Source organism: Ralstonia sp. UBA689, assembly GCF_002298975.1.
Taxonomy (GTDB): Bacteria; Pseudomonadota; Gammaproteobacteria; order Burkholderiales; family Burkholderiaceae; genus Ralstonia.
The window spans coordinates 137,869-157,138 of record NZ_DBMV01000042.1; the positions used below are offsets into that span (position 1 = coordinate 137,869).

Below are 19,270 nucleotides of genomic sequence, written 5' to 3' on the forward strand. Positions count from 1 at the left end.
GGTGTCGATGCTGCGCAGGGGCTCGTCTTTCTTCAAGAATCCACTTCCGACAACGCGTTGAGCCCCACCGACAGCATCGCCAGATCCGCCGACCCGGCGGCCACCTGGTCGGCAATCACGCGGTGGTAGCGCGCCAGCGCTTCCTGCCGTGCGGCACGCCAGGTTTCGACCAAAGCCTCGGCGCTGGCGCTGGCTGTCGCATCGTGCAGCACCGAGCTGGTGAGCCTGCGGCGCAATTGCGTCAGTTCTTCGAGCAGGGACGCGCGTGCCAGCATCTGCCAATGGGTTTGCGTCGGCAAGCCGAGGATGCCGGTTAGCAGCCAGCCGTAGCTCAGCGGTTGGTCGAGCGCAAAGTACACCCGTGCGGCAAGCCGAGCGTCGCAACCGCTCGCGGTGGCGACTTCGGCAATGTCGAGCAGCGACACCCGTGCCGGCACACCCGCTGCCGTACGCGCCAGGGCTTCGGGCACACCCGCAGCGACGAACGCCTGCTGCTGTTGCGCAGCCGCATGCGCCGATTCTTCCGTCTGCAGACCGTCGACTTCGGCGCTGAGCGCGTCGACCGCCGTACGGAAGCGCTCGACCGTGGCCGGCACATCGGACACCCGCCGGCGCAGGAACCAGAGCGTGGCGCGCTCATGCAATTGAGCGAGCGCGCCGAATAGGGCGGCCTGCGTTTCGTGCGGCACCCGTGCATCCAGCACGTCGACTTCCTGCCAGAGGCCGTCGAGCCGGTAGACGGCGCGCGCGACCAGGCTGGCCCACACCACGGCGATTGGTTCCGCGCCGGTTTCCTCGGCCAGCCGGTTCACGAACGTCACCCCCGCGCGGTTGACGAGCGCGTTGGCGTGCATCGTCGCCAGGATCTCGCGCCGCAGCGGGTGCCGCGGTACCGCCGCGCCGCAACGTGCCTGCAGCGGCCGCGGAAAATATGCGGGCAGGCCATCGGCCACAAACGGCTGGTCGGGCAGGTCGCTGCCCAGCAACGCGTCGTACAGCCACATCTTGCTGTAGGCCATCAGCACCGCGCGCTCGGGCGTGGTCAGGCCCCCGCCGGCCGCGCGCCGGATGTCGACTTCATCATCGGCGGGCAGGAATTCGATGAGCCGGTTCAGGTGCCCGGCGCGCTCCAGGTGCCGCATCAGCCGTGCCTCGGGGTCGAGCCACTGGGCTGTGCGCGTGCGCGCGAGCGAGAGCGCCTGCGTCTGGAAGTAGTTGTCGAGCAGGACCAGCTCGCCCACCTCGTCCGTCATCTCCGCGAGCAGCGTGTTGCGCTGCTTGAGCGTCATCTCGCCGTCAGCCACCACCAGCCCCAGCAGGATCTTGATGTTGACCTCGTGGTCCGAGCAATCGACGCCGGCCGAATTGTCGATGGCATCGGTATTGATGCGTCCGCCGTGCTGCGCATATTCGATGCGGCCGAGCTGCGTGCAGCCCAGGTTGCCGCCCTCGGCCACGACCTTGCAGCGCAGCTCGTCGCCGTTCACACGCAGCCCATCGTTGGCGCGGTCGCCCACCTGGGCGTGCGTTTCGGTACTGGCCTTGATGTAGGTGCCGATGCCGCCGTTGTAGAGCAAGTCCACCGGCGCCTTGAGGATGGCGTGCAGCAGATCGTTTGGCGCCATCTCGCTGACGGTGACGGCCAGCATGGCGCGCACTTCGGGCGAGAGCGCGATCGCCTTGGCCGTGCGTGGGAACACCCCGCCGCCCGGGCTGATCAGCGCGCGATCGTAATCCGCCCAGCTTGAACGCGGCAGATTGAACAGGCGCTCGCGCTCGGCAAAACTCGTGGCGGCATCTGGCGACGGGTCGAGAAAGACATGTCGATGGTCGAACGCCGCCAGCAGGCGGATATGGCGCGAGAGCAGCATGCCGTTGCCGAACACATCGCCCGACATGTCGCCGACGCCGACCACGGTGAAGTCTTGCGACTGCGTATCGACGCCCATCTCGCTGAAATGCCGCTTGACCGATTCCCATGCACCGCGCGCGGTGATGGCCATCTTCTTGTGGTCGTAGCCGACCGAACCACCCGAGGCGAAGGCGTCACCCAACCAGAAGCCGTATTCGGCCGAGATGGCGTTGGCGTAATCCGAGAACGTGGCCGTGCCCTTGTCGGCGGCTACTACCAGGTAGGGGTCGTCACCGTCGTAGCGCACCACATCGCGCGGTGGCACCAGGCGGCCGTCGACGTAGTTGTCGGTCAGGTCCAGCAGGCCACGCAGGAAGGTCTGGTAGCAAGCCACGCCTTCGGCCAGAACCGCATCGCGGTCGCCCGCCGCGGGAGGCTGCTTGACGATGAAGCCGCCCTTGGAGCCGACCGGCACGATGACGGTGTTCTTGACCATCTGCGCCTTGACCAGCCCGAGCACCTCGGTGCGGAAATCCTCGCGCCGGTCGGACCAGCGCAGCCCGCCGCGCGCCACTTTGCCGCCGCGCAGATGCACGCCCTCCACGCGCGACGAGTACACCCAGATCTCGAACATCGGCTTGGGCTCGGGCAGGCCCGGTACGCGGCTGGGGTCGAACTTGAACGACAGGTACGGCCTGGATTGCCCCTGCTCCTGTCTTTCTTCTTGTCTCTTCTCCGCGCTCTGGAAGTAGTTGGTGCGCAGGGTGGCTTCGATCACGCCGAGGAATTGGCGCAGGATGCGGTCTTCGTCCAGGTTCGGCACCTCTTCCAGCGCATCGGCAATCTGTGCGCGCAGCGTGTCGCTGCTGTGCGTGCGCTCCGCAGCGTCGAGCGCCGGGTCGAAGCGCACCAGGAACAGATGCACCAGTGCCCGCGCGATCGACGGATTGCCGGTCAGTGCGCTTTCCATATACGCGTTGCTGAACGTCGAACCGATCTGGCGAATGTAGCGTGCATACGCGCGCAGGATGCGCACCTCGCGCCAGGTCAGCCCCGCCAGCAGCACCAGCCGGTTGAGATCATCGTTCTCCAGTTCGCCGTTCCAGATGCTTGCGAAGGCGTCTTCGAAGCGCCCGCGGGCCTCGTCGAGATCGACGTCGCTGCCGTCTATCGTGACCATGCCGAAGTCGTGCATCCAGATCGGTGCGGCGTCGGCCGGCTCGATGCAGTAGGGCCGCTCTTCGTTGACACGCACGCCAAGATGTTCAAGCATCGGCAGGCTGCGCGAGAGCGAGGTCGGCTGACCGGCGCGGTAGATCTTGAAGCGCAGTGCGCCGGGGGGGGCTTCGAGCGGCCGATAGAGCTGCATCGTGAGTGCACCATCGGCAGCGGTTTCCGGTGCAAGCAGCGGCTCCATCAGTTCGATGTCGCGCACGGCCAGGCGCGCCGCGTAGTCTTCCCGGAAGCCGGCGGGGAAGGCATCTCCGTAGCGGCGCAGCAGGCGGTTGCCGTGTTCTTCGCCGCCGCGTTCAAGCAGCGCATCGGCCAGGTCGTCCTGCCAGCGCCGCGCGGCCAGCACGATGCGTTCTTCCAGTTCGGCCACATCCACCTCGGGCACGTTGCCCGACTGCGTGCGCACGGTAATGTGGATGCGCGCCAGCATCGATTCCGACAGCAGCGGCGTGAACTCGACGGAGGTACCGTTGTACGCGGTTTGCAACAGCCCTTGGATGCGCACGCGCAGGTCGGTGTTGAATTTCTCGCGCGGCACGAACACAAGACACGACACGAAGCGATCAAAGGGGTCGCGGCGCACGAACAGCCGCGTGCGTTGCCGTTCCTGCAGCCGCAGGATGCCCAGCGCGATGTCGTGCAGCGACGCATTGTCGATCTGGAAGAGTTCGTCGCGCGGGTATTGTTCGAGGATGGTTTCCAGCGTCTTGGCCAAGTGCCCGTTGGGCAGGAAGCCCGTGCGCTGGATCACGCTGGCGACCTTGCGCCGCACCAGCGGAATGTCCTCGGTCGGCACCATGTAGACGTTGGACGTGTACAGACCCAGGAAACGTCGCTGGCCGCACACGCGGCCCTCGGCATCGAACAGCTTGATCCCGACGTAGTCTAGGTAGCCTGGGCGGTGCACGGTTGCGCGCGAGTTGGCCTTGGTCAGGAAGATCGGTTCCGGCGCGTCGATGATCTGAGCGGCACCCGGGGCGAGCTTGGAGATGTCGGGGGTGGTCGGGTCGCGCCTCGCCTCGCGCAGCACGCCCAGCCCGGTACCCGGCATGCCCTGCAGGAAGTGACCATCGTCCTGGATGACGAGGGCGTAGTCGCGATAGCCAAGGAATGTGAAATGCCGCTCCAGCATCCAGGCCAGAAAGGCTTGTGTTTCGGCAATCTCTGCGCGCTCGGCTTCGCCGGCAGAGGATTGCGCGGCGCGCGTGCTGAGTGAATCGATGGCGGTCTGAACCATGGCCTGCATCGGCTTCCAGTCTTCCACCGCCGCGCGCACGTCGCCCAGCACACGCACCAGCCCGTCGTGCAGGGCCTGCATGCGCTGCGGTTCGGAGAAGCGATCGACCTCGATGTGGATATACGACTCGTAGCGCGCGTCTCCGTTGGTCTTGCCGTTGGTCCCGTTGTTTGCCTCGGCGTGCGCGTCCGGCCCTTCATGTGCAAGCTCGCCCGTGAGCGCCGGCATGCCGCCACCGGCTTCCACGGCCACGCGCGTGCCGGTTGTATCGCGCTGCATGCGATAGACCGGATGAAATGCCGAATGCAGCGCGAGCCCCTGCCGGTTGATCTCCATGGTCACGGAGTCGAACAGGAACGGCATGTCGTCGTTGACGATCTCGACCACCGTGTGGCCGCAGTACCAGCCGTGCTGTTCAAGGCTCGGGTTGTAGATGCGCACGCGCGGTTGCCCGGGCACGAACTTCGCCCCAAGCTGCCAGTGCGCCATCGCAGCGCCGTACAGATCGGCCACGCTGCGCGAGATGACATCTTCGGGGTCGGCCAGCCCGTAGTAATGCCGCAGGTACAGCTCGAACAGCGCGGCAATATCGGGCGCACGTCCGCGTGCGAGGGCCACCGCGTCCGCCATGTGCTGGCGGACCTTTTCTTCGTGTTGGGCAGACATGGCGTGCCTCCCGAAAAAGGGCCTCCCCATGCTACGCCGCGTGCCCTTGGCTGACAATCGGGGGCGCCTTGGGCGGGATGGCTAAGCGCGCATTCTTGCGCGCCGCACAGGCTGTTCCTCTGCAGCCTGATGCACCTTGCCCAGCAAGCGCTTGGTCCTGTCCGTGCAGTCTTCACCCTCAACGCGGTTCTCGATCTCGCCCACGAGCACGATCAGGTGGTGCTTGCTCTGCGCGAGCCGCTGTTCCAGCAATTCGATCTCGCCGATCTTGCGGCGCAGCGCCAGGAGGAGTTCGTCATGCGGCCACTTGTCGAGATCCGGCGGCAGCATGGCGCGGATTTCCTCCAGCGAGAATCCGGCACCCTGCGCGCACAGGATGATCTCCAGCCGGGTCAGTGTGTCCGCCGTGTATTCGCGGTAGCCATTGGCTTGCCGCTGCGCGGGCTGGAGCAGCCCGTTGGCCTCGTAAAACCGGATGCGTGAGGCGGCCACGCCGCTTCGCTGCGCGAGTTCTCCAATCTTCATGTGAGTGCTTTCGGGTCTTGACATTAAAGTTGACTTTAAGCTTAGGGTAAGGGTGCGTCAAACCAGGAAGCCCCTTATGAAGCTGTTTTCGCCCCTTGTCCTGCCCAACGGCGCGGTGATCCCCAGCCGTCTGGCCAAAGCCGCCATGGAAGAGAACATGGCCGATGCGGACCACGCACCGTCCGACGCGCTCCTGCGCCTGTATGACGCCTGGGCCAAAGGCAAGGCCGGCCTGATCCTGACGGGCAACGTGATGGTGGACCGCCGCGCCATGACCGGGCCGAATGGCGTGGTGCTGGAAGACGACACACATCTGGACCGCTTCCGACGCTGGGCGCAGATTGCGCGGGCCCACGGCGCCCAAGCCTGGATGCAGATCAACCACCCTGGGCGCCAGATGCAAGCGGCATTGGGCCAGACCACGCTGGCGCCGTCCGCCGTGCCGATGGATCTGGGTGCGCTGTCCAAGCAGTTTCCGGTGCCGAAGGAAATGACGCACAGCGACATCGCCGAGGTGCAGCAGCGCTTTACGCGGGCGGCGGTGCTGGCTGAGCGGAGTGGCTTCACCGGCGTGGAGATTCACGCAGCGCACGGTTACCTGTTGAGCCAGTTCCTGTCGCCGATCACGAACAAGCGTCAGGACCAGTGGGGCGGGCCGATCGAGAACCGCGCGCGCTTGCTGCTCGACATCGTGCGGTCCGTGCGAAGCGCGGTGTCGCCCGGGTTTGCAGTGGCCGTCAAGCTGAACTCGGCCGACTTCCAGCGCGGCGGCTTCAGCCCAGACGATGCAAAGCGCGTGGTGGAGATGCTCAATCCGCTGGGCGCGGATCTGGTGGAGCTGTCAGGCGGGAGCTATGAAGCCCCGGCGATGCAGGGGCAGGCGCGCGATGGACGTACGCTGGCCCGGGAGGCTTACTTTCTGGAGTTCGCGCGCGACATCGCGGCCGTCGCGCGCATGCCGCTGATGGTGACGGGCGGCATTCGGCGCCGGGCCGTGGCGGAGCAGGTGGTCGACAGCGGTATCGCCATGGTCGGCATTGCCACCGCGCTCTCCATCGATCCGAACCTGCCGCGCGACTGGCACGCCGGCAAGAACAACGCCCCGGCGCTGCGTCCGATCACTTGGAAGAACAAGGTGCTGGGCTCGCTGGCCAACATGGCGGTCGTCAAATTTCAGCTCAAGCGGCTGAGCGAAGGGCGCGGTGCGGACCCGCGCGTCTCCCCGCTCAGGGCATTGCTTTTGCAGCAGTGGGTCACGTCTTGCCAGACGCGGCGTTACCGAAAATGGATGGCTGAACGCATGCCACGCTAGTAGCGCCGTGGCCGCTCAGGCCTTGGGGATCACGTTGATGCGCAGCGCCTCGCCACCAGCCGCGATGGCAAGCAGGCGGTCGACGTTCGGGTGCGCGCCCGGGCGGTTGCGCGCATCGGCCGTATGTTCCGCAAACACCGCCAGACCGTGCTCGGCCGCCTTGGCGTCAAGCTGGCCGAACGCTTGCTGCAGGTAGTGATACACCGCCAGCGAACCCTGCTTGCCCGGTTTGTTCTCGATGTCTGCCACCACGCCGCCGTTGCCGTCGACCAGATCGATGCGCTCGATGCTGTCAATGGCAGGTAGTTGAGCGAGGTTGTCCTTGAAGATGTTGCGCGGTTGAATCACTGAAGTTACTCCGTTGATGGGTCAGGGCGCCGGGGTGTGGGGCCATGTGCGGCCGTATGGTATCCGTTCAGGCGCGGCCTGGGTTTCTGGCGCCCCTGTTGAACGGTTGCACACCTGCCTACAATGCGCGAGCAGACATCGAAACGCTGCTGCAACCCGCCGCAACACCAAACACCACCAGGCGTGCGATCCCCAACTCAGCGAGAGAGGTGACATGAGGAAGACCCCATCCGAAGGCGAAGTCTCCGCGTCCGAACAGATCGACGCCAGAATCAAAGAACTCGGCGACTGGCGCGGCGCCATGCTTGCACGGATTCGTGTGCTGATCCGGGAGGCGGAGCCCGACGTGGTCGAAGAATGGAAATGGAGCGTCCCCGTCTGGTCACTGGGTGGCATCCTCTGCACCGGAGAGACCTACAAGCAAACGGTCAAGTTGACGTTCGCCAAAGGGGCCTCGCTGCCGGACCCATCCGGGCTGTTCAACTCCAGCCTTGAAGGCAACACCCGGCGCGCCATCGACATCCGCGAGGGAGGCAAGCTGAACGAGAAGGCGCTCAAGGCGCTGATTCAAGCCGCTGCCAAGTTGAACAAGGCTTCGGTGCACCGCTGATCGGGCAAGGCCGGTTCGCCTTTCTTTTATGGGCGAGACCCGGCCTATTCAGGCCAATGCCACGTTAGTCGGGCGCCAGGAAACTGGGAAATGATCTTTTTCCGCAATTTGAATTGCGGAAAAAATAATGATCCGCAAAATCAATATAAAAGAGCGGACATTTATTTAACGGCACGCCAGAAAAAAACTTGAGCCATCCTGAAGCGATTCCCCACTTGAGAAGGGTGCGCACACGTTTGGCCGCGAACCCAGTTGGTGCGCGCGTGTGCGGCTTTGTGCTTGCATGTGGCGACTCAATATTGCAATGCCGGAATTTTCAAAGGGATAGTCATCGATTGGTCATCTTTCGCCTTCAATAATTGCGCCTCCGATGTGCAAGGCAGATATGGATGAATACCCCTCTTTTGAAGGGGGCGGCAATTTGACCGAGAGAATTTCAAATGACGATTCGTCATCGCATTACATTGCTGGTGGTGCTGATGTTCGTGGCGCTGGCGGCCATTGGTGGCTATGCGGTCTACCAGACCCGCAGCAGTGCGTCGGAGGTCCGGCAGGTGACCGAAGGCGTTGTGCCGAGTGCCCTCGCGTCTGCTGACCTGGTTTCGCTCGTCAAGGACGTGCAGTTGGCGACGATGGTGCTGGTCTATGCACCCGACGGCAACATCGTCACGCAGGCCAAGGACGACCTGAAGACCAAGGAAGCCAACCTGCAGGCCGCTCTGGCGCTGCAGGCCAAGCGTGCCAACAGCCATGCGCAGGAAGGGCTCGTTGCGCAGGCCAAGGAGAGCGTCGACAACTACTTCGATGCGATTGCACAAACCATCGACATGAAGCTGGCAGGCAAGAGCGAGCTTGCCCAAGCCTTCCTGTTTGCCAATGTGGCCAGTTATCGCGATGTGCTGGAAAAGATCGTCGAGACGCTGCGCATCGAAAAGAACCGCGAGAAGGACGACGCCATCACGGTGCTCAACGGCAAGCTCGCCACCACGGCCACCGCCATCGGCGGGGTGAGCGGCGTGGCCATCGTGCTGCTGACCGCGATCGGCATGCTGCTGTATCGCCAGATCACCCGGCCGCTCACGCGCATGCAGGCCGAGATGAGCGAGATTGCCGCCAGCCAGGACTTCACGCGCCGCGTGCCGGTGGGCCGCATGGATGAGATCGGTCGCTCGGTGGTCGCGTTCAACCAGATGATCGAAAAGATCCAGGAGAACGCCGCGCTGCTCAAGCAGAAGACTGCCGACATCCAAGCCATGTTGCAGAACATGCAGCAGGGCATCCTGACCGTGGTGGACGGCAGCCGCGTGCATGAGGAGTATTCGATCTATCTCGAATCGATTTTCGAGACGCAGGACATCGCTGGCCGCAGCCTGATGGAACTGGTGTTTGCCGACACCAACCTGGGTGCCGATGCGCTGTCGCAAGTGGAAGCGGCGGTCGATGCCTGCCTGGGGCAGGACATCATCAACTTCGCCTTCAACCAGCACCTGCTGGCAAGCGAAGTCGAGAAGCGCATGCCGGACGGCCGCGTGAAGACGCTGGATCTGTCGTGGTCGGCCATCACCGATGAGAGCGACACCGTCCTGCGCCTGATGCTGTGCGTGCGCGACGTGACCGAGCTGCGCAAGCTTGCGGCGGAGGCCAGCGAGCAGCGCCGCAACCTGGATATCATCGGCGAGATCCTGGCGGTGAGCCAGGAGAAGTTCCAGCACTTCATCGATAGCTCGACCGGCTTCGTGCACGAGAACGAGCGCATCATCCGCCAGTATTCGCAAGCCGACAGCGCGGCCATCGCAGCGCTGTTCCGCAACATGCACACCATCAAGGGCAATGCGCGCACGTACAACCTGCAGTACCTGACCAACGTCGTGCACGAGACCGAGCAGACTTACCACGCGCTGCGCGAGCCCGGCACCGAGCACACCTGGGACCAGGACTGGCTGATGGCCGAACTGACCCGCGTGCGCGAGGCCATCGAGAACTACGCCCGCATCAACGAGGTCAGCCTCGGTCGCAAGGGTGCCGAGGGCGGCATGGGCGGCATCGGGCAGACCACGCCCGATGCCATGGCACGCATCCAGGAAAGCCTGCGCCTGCTGGAGTCGGCCAACCCCGGCAGCCTGTACGAACTGGTGTCGATGCGGGATTCCGTCTATCAGTTGCTGCGCCTGCTTGGCAGCGAGAGCGTGGGTGAATTGCTTTCCGGTGCGCTGCAATCGCTGCCGTCGCTGGCGAAGGAGCTGGGCAAGGCGCCCGCAGCCGTGCGCATCGACGACAACGGCTACCGCGTGCGCACCGAAGCGCGCGAGATTCTGCAGAACGTGTTCATGCACCTGCTGCGCAACGCCATCGACCACGGCATTGAAACGGCCGACGCGCGCACCGCGCAGGGCAAGCCGGCCGCAGGCGCGATCGACATCGAAGTCGGTGTCGACCAGGGCATGCTGCAGATCACGCTGTGCGATGACGGCCGCGGCCTGGCGCTCGATCGCATCCGCGGCATTGCCGTCGAGCGCGGCTGGATTGGCGCCGATGAACGCCCGAGCGACGAAGACATCGCGCAGTTCATCTTCCGCCCCGGCTTCTCGACCGCCGAGACCGTTACGGAGGTGTCCGGGCGCGGTGTCGGCATGGATGCGGTGGTGGAATTCCTCAAGCGCGAACAAGGCCGCATCGAACTGCGCTTTACCGACGACCTCAACGGAGCCGCGTTCCGCCAGTTCCAGACCGTGGTCTGCCTGCCCGAGCGTTTCGCGGTGGACAGCGTGAGCGCTGCGCTTGGCGGCCAGCCGGAAGCGCACATGGACATGGATAAGGAAGCGTCGTGATGGGGTCGATTGTTCTGGCCGTGCTGGCGGGCGGATTGGTGTTTGGCGTGCTGGCGTGGATGGCTCAACAGCGCCGGGTGAATACGGTAGTGCATGCACTGGATGATGCCGAGCGTCGTATCGTCGGGCTGTCGGCTGACCTTGCGAAGCAGGCATCGTTGGTGGAGGCGGGCAGGCGGGAAGTGCAGACGCTGGAAGCCACCATCGCGCAGATGCAGGACACTGCTGCCAAACAGTCGGAAGCCACCGAGCAACTGCGTAGCGAGCTGAAGACGGCCACTGACGACAAGGACCAGTGGGCAAACCGCGCTCGCCAGATTGCCGAAGAAGCGGCACGCCTGCGCGGCCTGGCACTGACCTTCGAGCGCTGGCACGAGCAGATGATCTCGCTCATGGAGCAGAACCACGACATGCATGCCAAGAATCAGGAGTTGCAGTCGATCGTGCGGCATGTGGTGATCGTCTCGCTCAACGCATCCATTGAAGCGGCACGCGCGGGCCAGGCCGGGCGCGGGTTTGCCGTGGTCGCCAGCGAGGTGCGCTCGCTTGCGGCCCGTTCGGAAGAACTCTCCAAGAGCTACCGCAACAGCCTGCACCTCAACGATCTGACCACCACCGCCACGTTCCAGGACATCCAGGCCGGCGGCAAGATGATCACCGCGTCGCTGTCAAGCGTCGAGGCGCTGGCCAGCCGGTTTCAATCTCAGCTTCATTAGGCAGGGCAGAAGTGATCAGCAGCAACGCGCAAGACAGCTTCGACCGCATTTTCCGCAAGGCCGCGCGCTCCCGGCTCGCGCTGCATGCAGAGGACACCTGCAACATCGTCACGGCAGGTCAGGGCGATGCCATCAAGGGCGATCAGGCCCTGATCCTGACCATTTCCTCCATCGCCTTCCGTCTGCTGCTGGTGCTGCGTTTTGACGACGGAGCCGACACGCAGGCGTACTACACGGGCGAAGGCTCAGGCCGCTCATTCGAAGAGGCCTGTCTTGAGCTCGGCAACCTGTGCTGTGGGGCGGTGAACCAGGAGCTGCTGCAGGTGTGTCCCGACCTGGGCATGTCGACGCCCTATGTGGTGAGCGCACGCTGCCTGCCGTACCTGGATGCACTCAAGCCCACGTATCTGGCCGCCTACGCGGTCACGATCAACGATGCGGTGCGGGTGGCCGCAACCGTGTGTGTTTGTGCCGATGCGCCGCTGGACTTCGTCGCCGACGTGAGCGACGAGGTGGAATCCAGCGGCGAATTGGAACTGTTTTGACGAACAACGAGGACAGACTCATGACCAAGATCTTGGTTGTCGATGATTCGAGCACCGTGCGCGACGAGGTGGCCGGATTCCTGAAGAAGAACGGCCTGGCCGTCGATACGGCCGTGGACGGCAAGGACGGCCTGGCAAAGATCAAGGCCAACCCCGGCATCAAGCTCGTCATCAGCGACGTGAACATGCCCAACATGGACGGCCTGACCATGGTCGAGAAGGTGCGCGGCGAGCTGGGCAACAAGACCGTCAACGTCATCATGCTCACGACTGAAAGCAGCCCCGCCATGAAGGATCGCGGCAAGGCTGCAGGCGTGAAAGGCTGGATCGTCAAGCCGTTCAAGGGCGACGCGGTGCTGGAGACGTTCAAGAAGCTGGCAAGCTGAGCAGACCCAACAAAAAGGGGGCGTGACGACGCCCCGGTTTTGGAGCCAAACTTGCGCTGCTGAACGCAAGGAGGCCCGGACACCATGACGGGGTTGGCTGACGCGGTGCTCGTGCTGCATGCGCTGCTTGTCTTGTTCATCGTCGCCGGGTTGATCGCGATCTGGATAGGCGCGGCGTTCAAGCGCGGTTGGGCGCGCAACCGCGTGTTCCGGCTGATGCATCTGGTGGCGATCGGCGTCGTCGCGACATTGGCCGTTGTCGATATACCGTGCCCGCTCACCGTGCTGGAGGACCGGCTGCGCACGGGGGCGGCCGGTTCACGCGGTTTTGTTCAGCACTGGGTGAGCGCCTGGCTCTACTACGATCTGCCGCCTTGGGTGTTCGCCGTCAGCTATGTAGCGTTCCTGATGGCCGTGGTCGTCACATGGCGGCGCATTCCGCCGCGCGGATGACCGGGCACGGGGTGGGCGCGCGTCGCACCCCGTTGGGGCAAGGTCCGCTGGCCTATCGAATTGGCTTTCAACATGCCGATTCCTTGATACGCTGGATGACATCGGGCCGGTGCGGCGCCCCGGTGACGCTTGCGGCACAGCATGAGACGACAACGCGTTCGGGCCAGCCAGGAACCGGGCTTGCGCGGCTGAAGGAGTCATCATGCAAGAGCTCGCTTTGCTCCCCTTTCGCACCCTGCTGTACCGCTACTTCTTCTTCGGCTGGCTGTTCAAGGATGCCAGCCACGGCAATCTGTTCGAGCGCTCCGCGGCCTGGCGTTTCAACCAGGCACACGCGCATTGGTTGCTGCCCTACATGCGACGATGGCTCTGGTGCGGGCTGTTTTTCTACGCTTTGGGCGGGGTGGCCGAGCTGGGGCTCAAGACCCCCGGCCTCTCTGCGTTGTTCTATGTGCCCAGCGCGCTGAGCGTGCCCGTCAACGTGGTGATCGGTGTGCTGTGGATCGGCCTGAAGGCGCTGCCTGGGCCGGTGCGTGAACGGTGATCTGCCACGCACCCACTGAGCGCTATGCCGTCGCGACCAGCAGCTCCTCCGCGTTGCTCGGCGGGCGAAGGCCATCGGCCCGGCCTGCAAAGTAGCGCTCGGTCAACTCCGCTGCCGAGACATGCTGGGCTTCGCGAAAGCCGGTTTGCCGCGCCAGCGCCTGGATTTCCGGTGGCGTGAAGAAGCTGATGAAGGGCGTGCCGCTCGCGCGTGCACCCTTTTCGGCCATCTCCAGCCCGGGGCGTACCTCGGGGTCCGCCATCTCCAGCGGCAGCAGGAACGTCATGGCGAGCATCGATCCTGGCGCGAGCGCGGCCACCTCGCGCAGCGTGGCCTCGTTCGCTGCCTTGGTGAGATACATGCTGACGCCGGTTGAGACCACGATGGCCGGCTTGCTGCGATCAAAACCGGCCGCGGCAAGACCCGCCTGCCAGGACCCACCCGCCTCGAAATCGACCGGCACGAAGCGCAGCCAGTCCGGGATGCCCAAGCCCGATTCGACCAGACGCTGGCGCTTCCATGCCTGCGGATTGGGTTGATCGACTTCGAAGATCTTGAGGCTGGCGGCAATGTCCGGCCTGCGTTGCGCAAAGCTGTCCAGCCCAGCGCCGAGGATGACATATTGGCTTAACCCCCGAGCTGCCTGCTCGATCACCAGGTCCTCGATAAAGCGCGCACGGGCCACGATGGAGGCGCGGAAGGGTCGCGTGAACTGCGGGTCCATGTCACCGCGCTGTTGCCAGCCTGTTTCGGGCGCCAGCAGCTTCAGGCCGACTTCGTCTTCCAGTACATGCGGGGGCGCGTCGATCTGGACATGCAGCGCGCGCCACAAGGCGACCCGTGCTGCTGTGCTGTCTGGTGCCACATCCTGTGTCTCATTCATGGCCGTGAACATCTCCTTTAGTTAGACAACGGGCTGAAACTCGGGAAACACCGCAACGGCCTGCACGGGCTGTTTCGTCATGCAGACTTCAAACAGGCGGCTGCTCAGCCAGCCTGCCAGCCAGTTTTGTACGGCGGGCAATGTCTGGCTTGCAAACCAGTCCGGCTCCACCGCTGCAAACTGGCGCACGAACGGGAAGATCGCCAGATCGGTGGCGCATGGGGCCGCGCCTCCAAGATAGTGCTGACCTTGCAGTCTTGCCTCCAGCGGCGTCAGCAACGTGGCGACCGCCTGCGCGCGCACGGCCTCGCGTGGTTGTCCGTCTTTCGGGTAGCGGTCCGGGTATTTGTAGCGATCCAGGTGGCGCTTGAAGTCGCCGTCGTTGGTGCGCACCAGGTGCAGGTTGGCGTCCGTTTGGGCGCGGCTCCACCAGCCTTGCGTGTCGGGCGATTCGAGCGCCCAGCGCATGATGTCCCAGCTTTCTTCGAGCACACCGCCATCGGGCAGATGCAGGACGGGCACGGTGCCCTTGGGCGACAGCGCCAGCAGTTCGGCCGGCTTGTCGCGCATGACGATTTCGAACGTCCGGAAGCGCCGATTGGCCTGCAGCATCGCCAGACGGGCACGCATCGCGTACGGGCAGCGGCGGTAGCTATAGAGCAGGGGCAGGGCGGTATCGGTGGACATGTGCGGGCAAGAGGCGTGGATCTTGAATCTGGACCGCTAGGGTAGCGGGTTTGCCGCATGCGCGCGTCTCACGCTGCCAACTGTGCCCGCCCTGACCGACCCGAGCGCCGTACCGACTGCGGCGGCTGCCCGAACACGCGGATGAACGCACGCCGCATGCGTTCGGGGTCGGTAAAGCCCACCGCGCGGGCCACCTGTTCCAGGGATTCATCACCGGCTTCCACGCGGGGGCGGGCGGCCTCCGCGCGCAGCTTTTCGACAGCCTTGGCGGGCGTCTGGCCGGTCTCGGCCGCGAAAGCGCGATCGAATTGGCGGCGGCTCAGGTGCGCGACTTCGGCCAGGCGGTCCACGTCCAGTGTCTCGTGCAGGTGATCGCGCGCATAGCTCAACGCACGCGCGATGCGGCTCGATGCGGGGTCCAACTCCAGCAGCGCCGAGAACTGCGACTGCCCGCCCGGTCGCCGGTGATACACCACCAGCTCGCGCGCCACGGCACGGGATACGTCGACGCCCAGATCCTCTTCGATCAGCGCCAGCGCCAGATCAATGCCTGACGAGATGCCGGCCGACGTCCACACCGGCCCATCGTGGATGAAGATGTGGTCGCTCTGCACGTGCACTTGCGGATAGCGCCGCTGCAGCAACGCGGCCATGCGCCAGTGCGTGGTGGCGCGGCGGCCGTCCAGCAGCCCCGCCGCCGCCAGTGCAAACGCTCCGGAGCACACGCTGGTCATGCGCCGCGAATGCTGTGCCGCCTCCTGCACGAAGGCAATCAACCTGGGGGAGAAGGCATCCTCGCGCGGGCCGTTGCCACCCGAGATGACGAGCGTGTCAAAGGCCGGATCGTCCAGGCCCTGCGTCTGCATGACCAGGCCGGGCGCGCTCTGCACCTGCGTACCGCCTTCCGACAGTACGTCGATGCGGTAGGCCGGTTGCGGCGCCAGCCGGTTGGCGACGTCGAAGGCCGTCAGCGGGCCGGTGAAATCCAGCAAGCTGCAGCCCGGAAACACCAAAAAGCCGATTCTACGCATGATGTCTTGAAATGAGGGAATAACGTCATTTAGGCCTGATCTTGCTCCGCCAGACTGCGCCTGTCAAACGCATTCCTGGAGAGACGATCATGACGACTGCAGTGCCGAATGTGGTGCATTCGCCGGCAGCTTCCACACACCTTGCGCGCCATCACCGCTGGAAGGTGCTGGGCGTGGGCGTGGCGGCCAATGCCAGCTTTTCGGCTGCGTTTTCAGGCATTCCGACCACGGCGGTGTTCATCCGCTCGGCCTATCACCTGGGCAATGCCGAGCTTGGCATGGCGCTTGGCGCGATGGGGCTGGGCATTGCCGTGAGCGAACTGCCGTGGGGTCTGCTGACCGACCGCTGGGGCGATCGCACCGTGCTGCTGGCGGGCCTTGGGGCTACAGCGCTGGCGCTGCTCGTGATGGCCTGTTGCGTCGCACCACTACACGGCAGCGTGCCGCCGCTGGCGTGGCTGGTGGCGGGCATGTTGAGCGTTGGTCTGCTGGGCGGTAGCGTGAACGGATCGAGCGGCCGTGCGGTGATGGGCTGGTTTCGTGAAGGCGAGCGCGGGTTGGCCATGAGCATCCGCCAGACCGCCGTGCCGCTGGGCGGTGGCATCGGCGCGCTGGTGCTGCCGAGCCTGGCCGCGCACGCCGGGTTTGCCGTGGTGTATGGCGTGCTGGCCGCTGCCTGCGCGCTGACGGCCGCGCTGACGTGGCTGTGGGTGCATGAGGCACCGGATGTCGTGGCCGGCGCCCCCGCCAAGGTATCAGTCCCTGACGGTCCTGGCCCCCTGCGTGATGTGATGCTGTGGCGCATGGCATTGGCCATCGGTCTGCTGTGTGTGCCGCAGGGGGCGGTCGTTGCTTTCGCCACCGTGTTCCTGCGCGATTTTGCGCACGCCAATGTGTTGACGCTCAGCCTGACCATGGCGGCGGTGCAGGGCGGCGCGGCCGTCATGCGCGTGTGGAGCGGCCGCTGGACGGATCGCCACGGCAATCGCCGCGCCTATCTGCTGGCCTGCGCCCGACTCAGCGCCGCGCTGTTCGTCGTGCTGGCTGGCGTGGCGTGGATGACGGCTGCGCTGCCCATCGATCTGTCGATCATGCGCGCCGCGCTGGTGGCGGCCATCGTGGTGGGCGGTATCTGCGTGTCGGCTTGGCACGGTGTGGGCTATACCGAACTGGCGACGATGGCGGGTGCGCAGCGTGCCGGTACTGCGCTGGGCTTGGGCAACACTGGGGCCTTTGCGGCGCTGGGGCTCACCTCGCTGTGCCTGCCGCAGGTGCTGGCGTGGTCGTCGTGGCCGGTGGTGTGGCTGGCGGCGGCGGGCAGTGCATTGATCGCGTGGCGGGTGCTGCCGGCGGACCATCGATAGCCTGAGCGCGGCGCCAATCCGCTTCGTTTCTTCCTATAGTGAGCCGCAGGCCGCCATCATCGAAAGTCATCGAAAGCGCGCGGCCGCCACACAACGAAGACGAGGGGGCCACCATGGCAGGCCTGAATGTCATCCAGCACGTGGTCGTGCTGATGCTGGAGAACCGGTCGTTCGACAACCTGTTCGGCACGCTTTACCCGAAGAGCGCCGAGTTCGACGGCCTCTCCGGCACCGAGACCAACCCCGACGGCAGCGGCGAGCCCATCCGCGTGTGGAGCACCCCCGCGCCGCCCAACGTGATGACGCTGCCCAACCCCGACCCGGGCGAGCTGTACACCGACATCAACCAGCAGCTCTTCGGCGCGCAGATGCCGCTGGGGCAGACGCCCACCATGCAGGGTTTCACCACCAACTACGCCAAGAACGGCGGTGACCCGCGCAACATCATGCATTGCTTCACGCCGGACCAGGTACCGGCGCTGTCCACGCTGGCGCGCAACTACGCCGTGTGCGATGCCTGGTTTGCCTCGGCGCCGTGCCAGACCTGGCCCAACCGCTTCTTCGTGCATACCGGCACCGCGCATGGGTATCCGAACAATTCGCCGGTGCACTTTCCGTATCTGATGCCGACGCTGTTCAACGCGCTCGACGGCGTGGCGCCCGACGACTGGGCTGTCTACTATCACGATTTCGCGCAGTCGCTCACGCTCACGCGGCTGTGGCTGCATCTGGATCACTTTCACCTGTTCGACGATTTTCTGGACGATGCGGCCAACGGTAAGTTGTCGTCGTACAGCTTTATCGAGCCGCGCTACTTTGCCGACATCGACTGGCCCAACGACATGCACCCGCCGCACGATGTCGGCTACGGCGATGCGCTGGTCGCGCGGGTGTACAACGCGCTGCGCAACTCGCCGCAGTGGCACCAGACGATGCTCGTCATCGTCTTCGACGAACACGGCGGCTGTTATGACCACGTGCCGCCGCAGGCCGTGGTGCCGCCCAGCCCACCGCAGCCGGGGCAGCTCTTCGCGTTCGACCGGCTGGGGGTACGCGTGCCGGCGGTGGTGGTCTCGCCATGGATTCCCAAGGGCACGATCTTCCGCTCGACCGTTGCGCAACCTTACGACCACACCGCCATCATCAAGACGCTGCGCATGCGCTACGGCATTCAGACGCCGCTCACCGCCCGCGATGCCGGCGCGCCGGATCTTGCCCAGGTGCTGGAGCTGAATGCGCCCGATGACAACCGTGATCCTGTCACCGCCCGCGTCATGACAGCCGACCCATCCGGCTTGCAAGCCGCACGCAACGCGCCGCTCAACGATTTCCAGTGGGCCATGCACGAATCGGCCGCCATGCTTGCGCCGCTGGGCACGGGCATTACCATCGATGACCACGTGCGCAACCTCTCGACCGACCAGCAGCCGGCCGTGCCCGCCGCGCAGAACGCACAGCAGGCGGCGCAACACATCAAGGACGTGCTAGCTTCCATGGATCTGCCGTACGCGGGGCAATGACCGTGAACGCACCGCTTCAGCACCACCCCTTGGTGATCCGACCTTTCCGCCCTGGCGATGAGCCAGCCTTGCACGCCGTCTTTCATTCCGCCGTGCACGAGATTGCCGCCGCACGCTATCGCCCCGAGCAGCTCGATGCCTGGGCACCCGCCGACTACGACGCCGTGCAATGGGCCGAGCGCATCCGTCGCAATCAGCCCTTCGTGGCCGAGATCGACGGGCAGCCCGTGGGCTATGCCGACCTGCAGGTGAATGGAGAGATCGACCACTTTTTCGTGGCGGCGGCATACGCCCGACAGGGTGTCGGTCAGCGGCTGATGAATTACATCCTGGGGCTGGCCGCGCAACGCGGTCTACCGCGTGTGCAAGCCCATGTCAGCCTGAACGCCGAGCCCTTCTTCGCCCGCAACGGGTTTGCTGTGATGGCGCGCCAGATCGTCAACGTGCGCGGTGTGGCACTAGATAACGCGTTGATGGTGCGGATGCAGGCCTGAGCCGGAATGTACTTGCAGTTTGCTCAGTACAAACCC

General features: G+C 64.9%; 17 protein-coding genes. 11 read left to right on the plus strand and 6 right to left on the minus strand.

Going from position 1 to position 19,270, the window contains the following annotated elements; all coding sequences use genetic code 11:
- Nucleotides 1-32: 32 nt before the first annotated feature.
- Entirely contained in the window at nucleotides 33-4,988 is a 4,956-nt protein-coding gene (locus B4F51_RS21215) for an NAD-glutamate dehydrogenase (RefSeq protein ID WP_296228672.1), read from the minus strand.
- Between the two features lie 81 nt (nucleotides 4,989-5,069).
- Nucleotides 5,070-5,513 (minus strand): MerR family transcriptional regulator, encoded by a 444-nt coding sequence (locus B4F51_RS21220; protein ID WP_296228673.1) that lies wholly within the window; start codon nucleotides 5,511-5,513, stop codon nucleotides 5,070-5,072.
- Between the two features lie 76 nt (nucleotides 5,514-5,589).
- On the opposite strand from B4F51_RS21220, the gene B4F51_RS21225 reads away from it, so the two are divergent.
- On the plus strand, nucleotides 5,590-6,825 hold the full coding sequence (locus B4F51_RS21225) for an NADH:flavin oxidoreductase/NADH oxidase family protein (protein WP_296228674.1): 1,236 nt from the start codon (nucleotides 5,590-5,592) through the stop codon (nucleotides 6,823-6,825).
- 15 nt (nucleotides 6,826-6,840) lie between these two features.
- On the opposite strand, the gene B4F51_RS21230 is transcribed toward B4F51_RS21225, so the two are convergent.
- Nucleotides 6,841-7,173, minus strand: coding sequence for a DUF2322 family protein (locus B4F51_RS21230; protein ID WP_296228675.1), 333 nt, complete (start codon nucleotides 7,171-7,173; stop codon nucleotides 6,841-6,843).
- A 214-nt stretch (nucleotides 7,174-7,387) separates the two neighbouring features.
- Between B4F51_RS21230 and B4F51_RS21235 the strand changes: the two genes are divergently transcribed.
- From B4F51_RS21235 to B4F51_RS21265, 7 genes are all read left to right on the plus strand, one after another.
- The gene (locus B4F51_RS21235) at nucleotides 7,388-7,783 is read left to right on the plus strand and encodes a DUF1801 domain-containing protein (protein WP_296228676.1); all 396 of its coding nucleotides are present in this window, start codon (nucleotides 7,388-7,390) and stop codon (nucleotides 7,781-7,783) included.
- Nucleotides 7,784-8,223: 440 nt separating this feature from the next.
- Nucleotides 8,224-10,611, plus strand: coding sequence for a HAMP domain-containing protein (locus tag B4F51_RS21240; RefSeq protein WP_296228677.1), 2,388 nt, complete (start codon nucleotides 8,224-8,226; stop codon nucleotides 10,609-10,611).
- Complete coding sequence (locus tag B4F51_RS21245; protein WP_296228678.1) at nucleotides 10,611-11,327, plus strand: methyl-accepting chemotaxis protein; 717 nt, start codon at nucleotides 10,611-10,613, stop codon at nucleotides 11,325-11,327. Before B4F51_RS21240 ends, B4F51_RS21245 begins: the two co-directional genes overlap by 1 nt.
- An 11-nt stretch (nucleotides 11,328-11,338) precedes the next feature.
- The gene (locus B4F51_RS21250; RefSeq protein ID WP_296228679.1) at nucleotides 11,339-11,872 is read left to right on the plus strand and encodes a hypothetical protein; all 534 of its coding nucleotides are present in this window, start codon (nucleotides 11,339-11,341) and stop codon (nucleotides 11,870-11,872) included.
- 20 nt (nucleotides 11,873-11,892) lie between these two features.
- Nucleotides 11,893-12,258 (plus strand): response regulator, encoded by a 366-nt coding sequence (locus tag B4F51_RS21255; protein WP_296228680.1) that lies wholly within the window; start codon nucleotides 11,893-11,895, stop codon nucleotides 12,256-12,258.
- 84 nt (nucleotides 12,259-12,342) lie between these two features.
- A complete protein-coding gene (locus B4F51_RS21260; RefSeq protein WP_296228681.1) occupies nucleotides 12,343-12,711 on the plus strand; it encodes a DUF2784 domain-containing protein in 369 nt (122 codons plus the stop codon).
- Nucleotides 12,712-12,913: 202 nt separating this feature from the next.
- Nucleotides 12,914-13,255 (plus strand): hypothetical protein, encoded by a 342-nt coding sequence (locus B4F51_RS21265; protein ID WP_296228682.1) that lies wholly within the window; start codon nucleotides 12,914-12,916, stop codon nucleotides 13,253-13,255.
- A gap of 22 nt (nucleotides 13,256-13,277) precedes the next feature.
- Here B4F51_RS21265 and B4F51_RS21270 read toward each other — a convergent pair whose 3' ends face one another.
- The 3 genes from B4F51_RS21270 to B4F51_RS21280 form a co-directional block, all read right to left on the minus strand.
- Nucleotides 13,278-14,138, minus strand: a complete 861-nt coding sequence (locus B4F51_RS21270) for a class I SAM-dependent methyltransferase (RefSeq protein WP_296228683.1) — start codon at nucleotides 14,136-14,138, stop codon at nucleotides 13,278-13,280.
- Nucleotides 14,139-14,159: 21 nt separating this feature from the next.
- Nucleotides 14,160-14,825, minus strand: coding sequence for a glutathione S-transferase (locus B4F51_RS21275; protein ID WP_296228684.1), 666 nt, complete (start codon nucleotides 14,823-14,825; stop codon nucleotides 14,160-14,162).
- Between the two features lie 68 nt (nucleotides 14,826-14,893).
- The gene (locus tag B4F51_RS21280; RefSeq protein WP_296228685.1) at nucleotides 14,894-15,856 is read right to left on the minus strand and encodes a GlxA family transcriptional regulator; all 963 of its coding nucleotides are present in this window, start codon (nucleotides 15,854-15,856) and stop codon (nucleotides 14,894-14,896) included.
- Nucleotides 15,857-15,945: 89 nt separating this feature from the next.
- Between B4F51_RS21280 and B4F51_RS21285 the strand changes: the two genes are divergently transcribed.
- The 3 genes from B4F51_RS21285 to B4F51_RS21295 all read left to right on the plus strand — a co-directional run bounded on the left by B4F51_RS21285 (nucleotide 15,946) and on the right by B4F51_RS21295 (nucleotide 19,234).
- Complete coding sequence (locus B4F51_RS21285; RefSeq protein ID WP_296228686.1) at nucleotides 15,946-17,220, plus strand: MFS transporter; 1,275 nt, start codon at nucleotides 15,946-15,948, stop codon at nucleotides 17,218-17,220.
- A 113-nt stretch (nucleotides 17,221-17,333) separates the two neighbouring features.
- Entirely contained in the window at nucleotides 17,334-18,740 is a 1,407-nt protein-coding gene (locus B4F51_RS21290; protein WP_296228687.1) for an alkaline phosphatase family protein, read from the plus strand.
- Nucleotides 18,737-19,234: a GNAT family N-acetyltransferase gene (locus tag B4F51_RS21295; protein ID WP_296228688.1), complete on the plus strand. Its 498-nt coding sequence runs from the start codon at nucleotides 18,737-18,739 to the stop codon at nucleotides 19,232-19,234. The genes B4F51_RS21290 and B4F51_RS21295 overlap by 4 nt, the downstream gene beginning before the upstream one ends.
- Nucleotides 19,235-19,270: the final 36 nt, after the last annotated feature.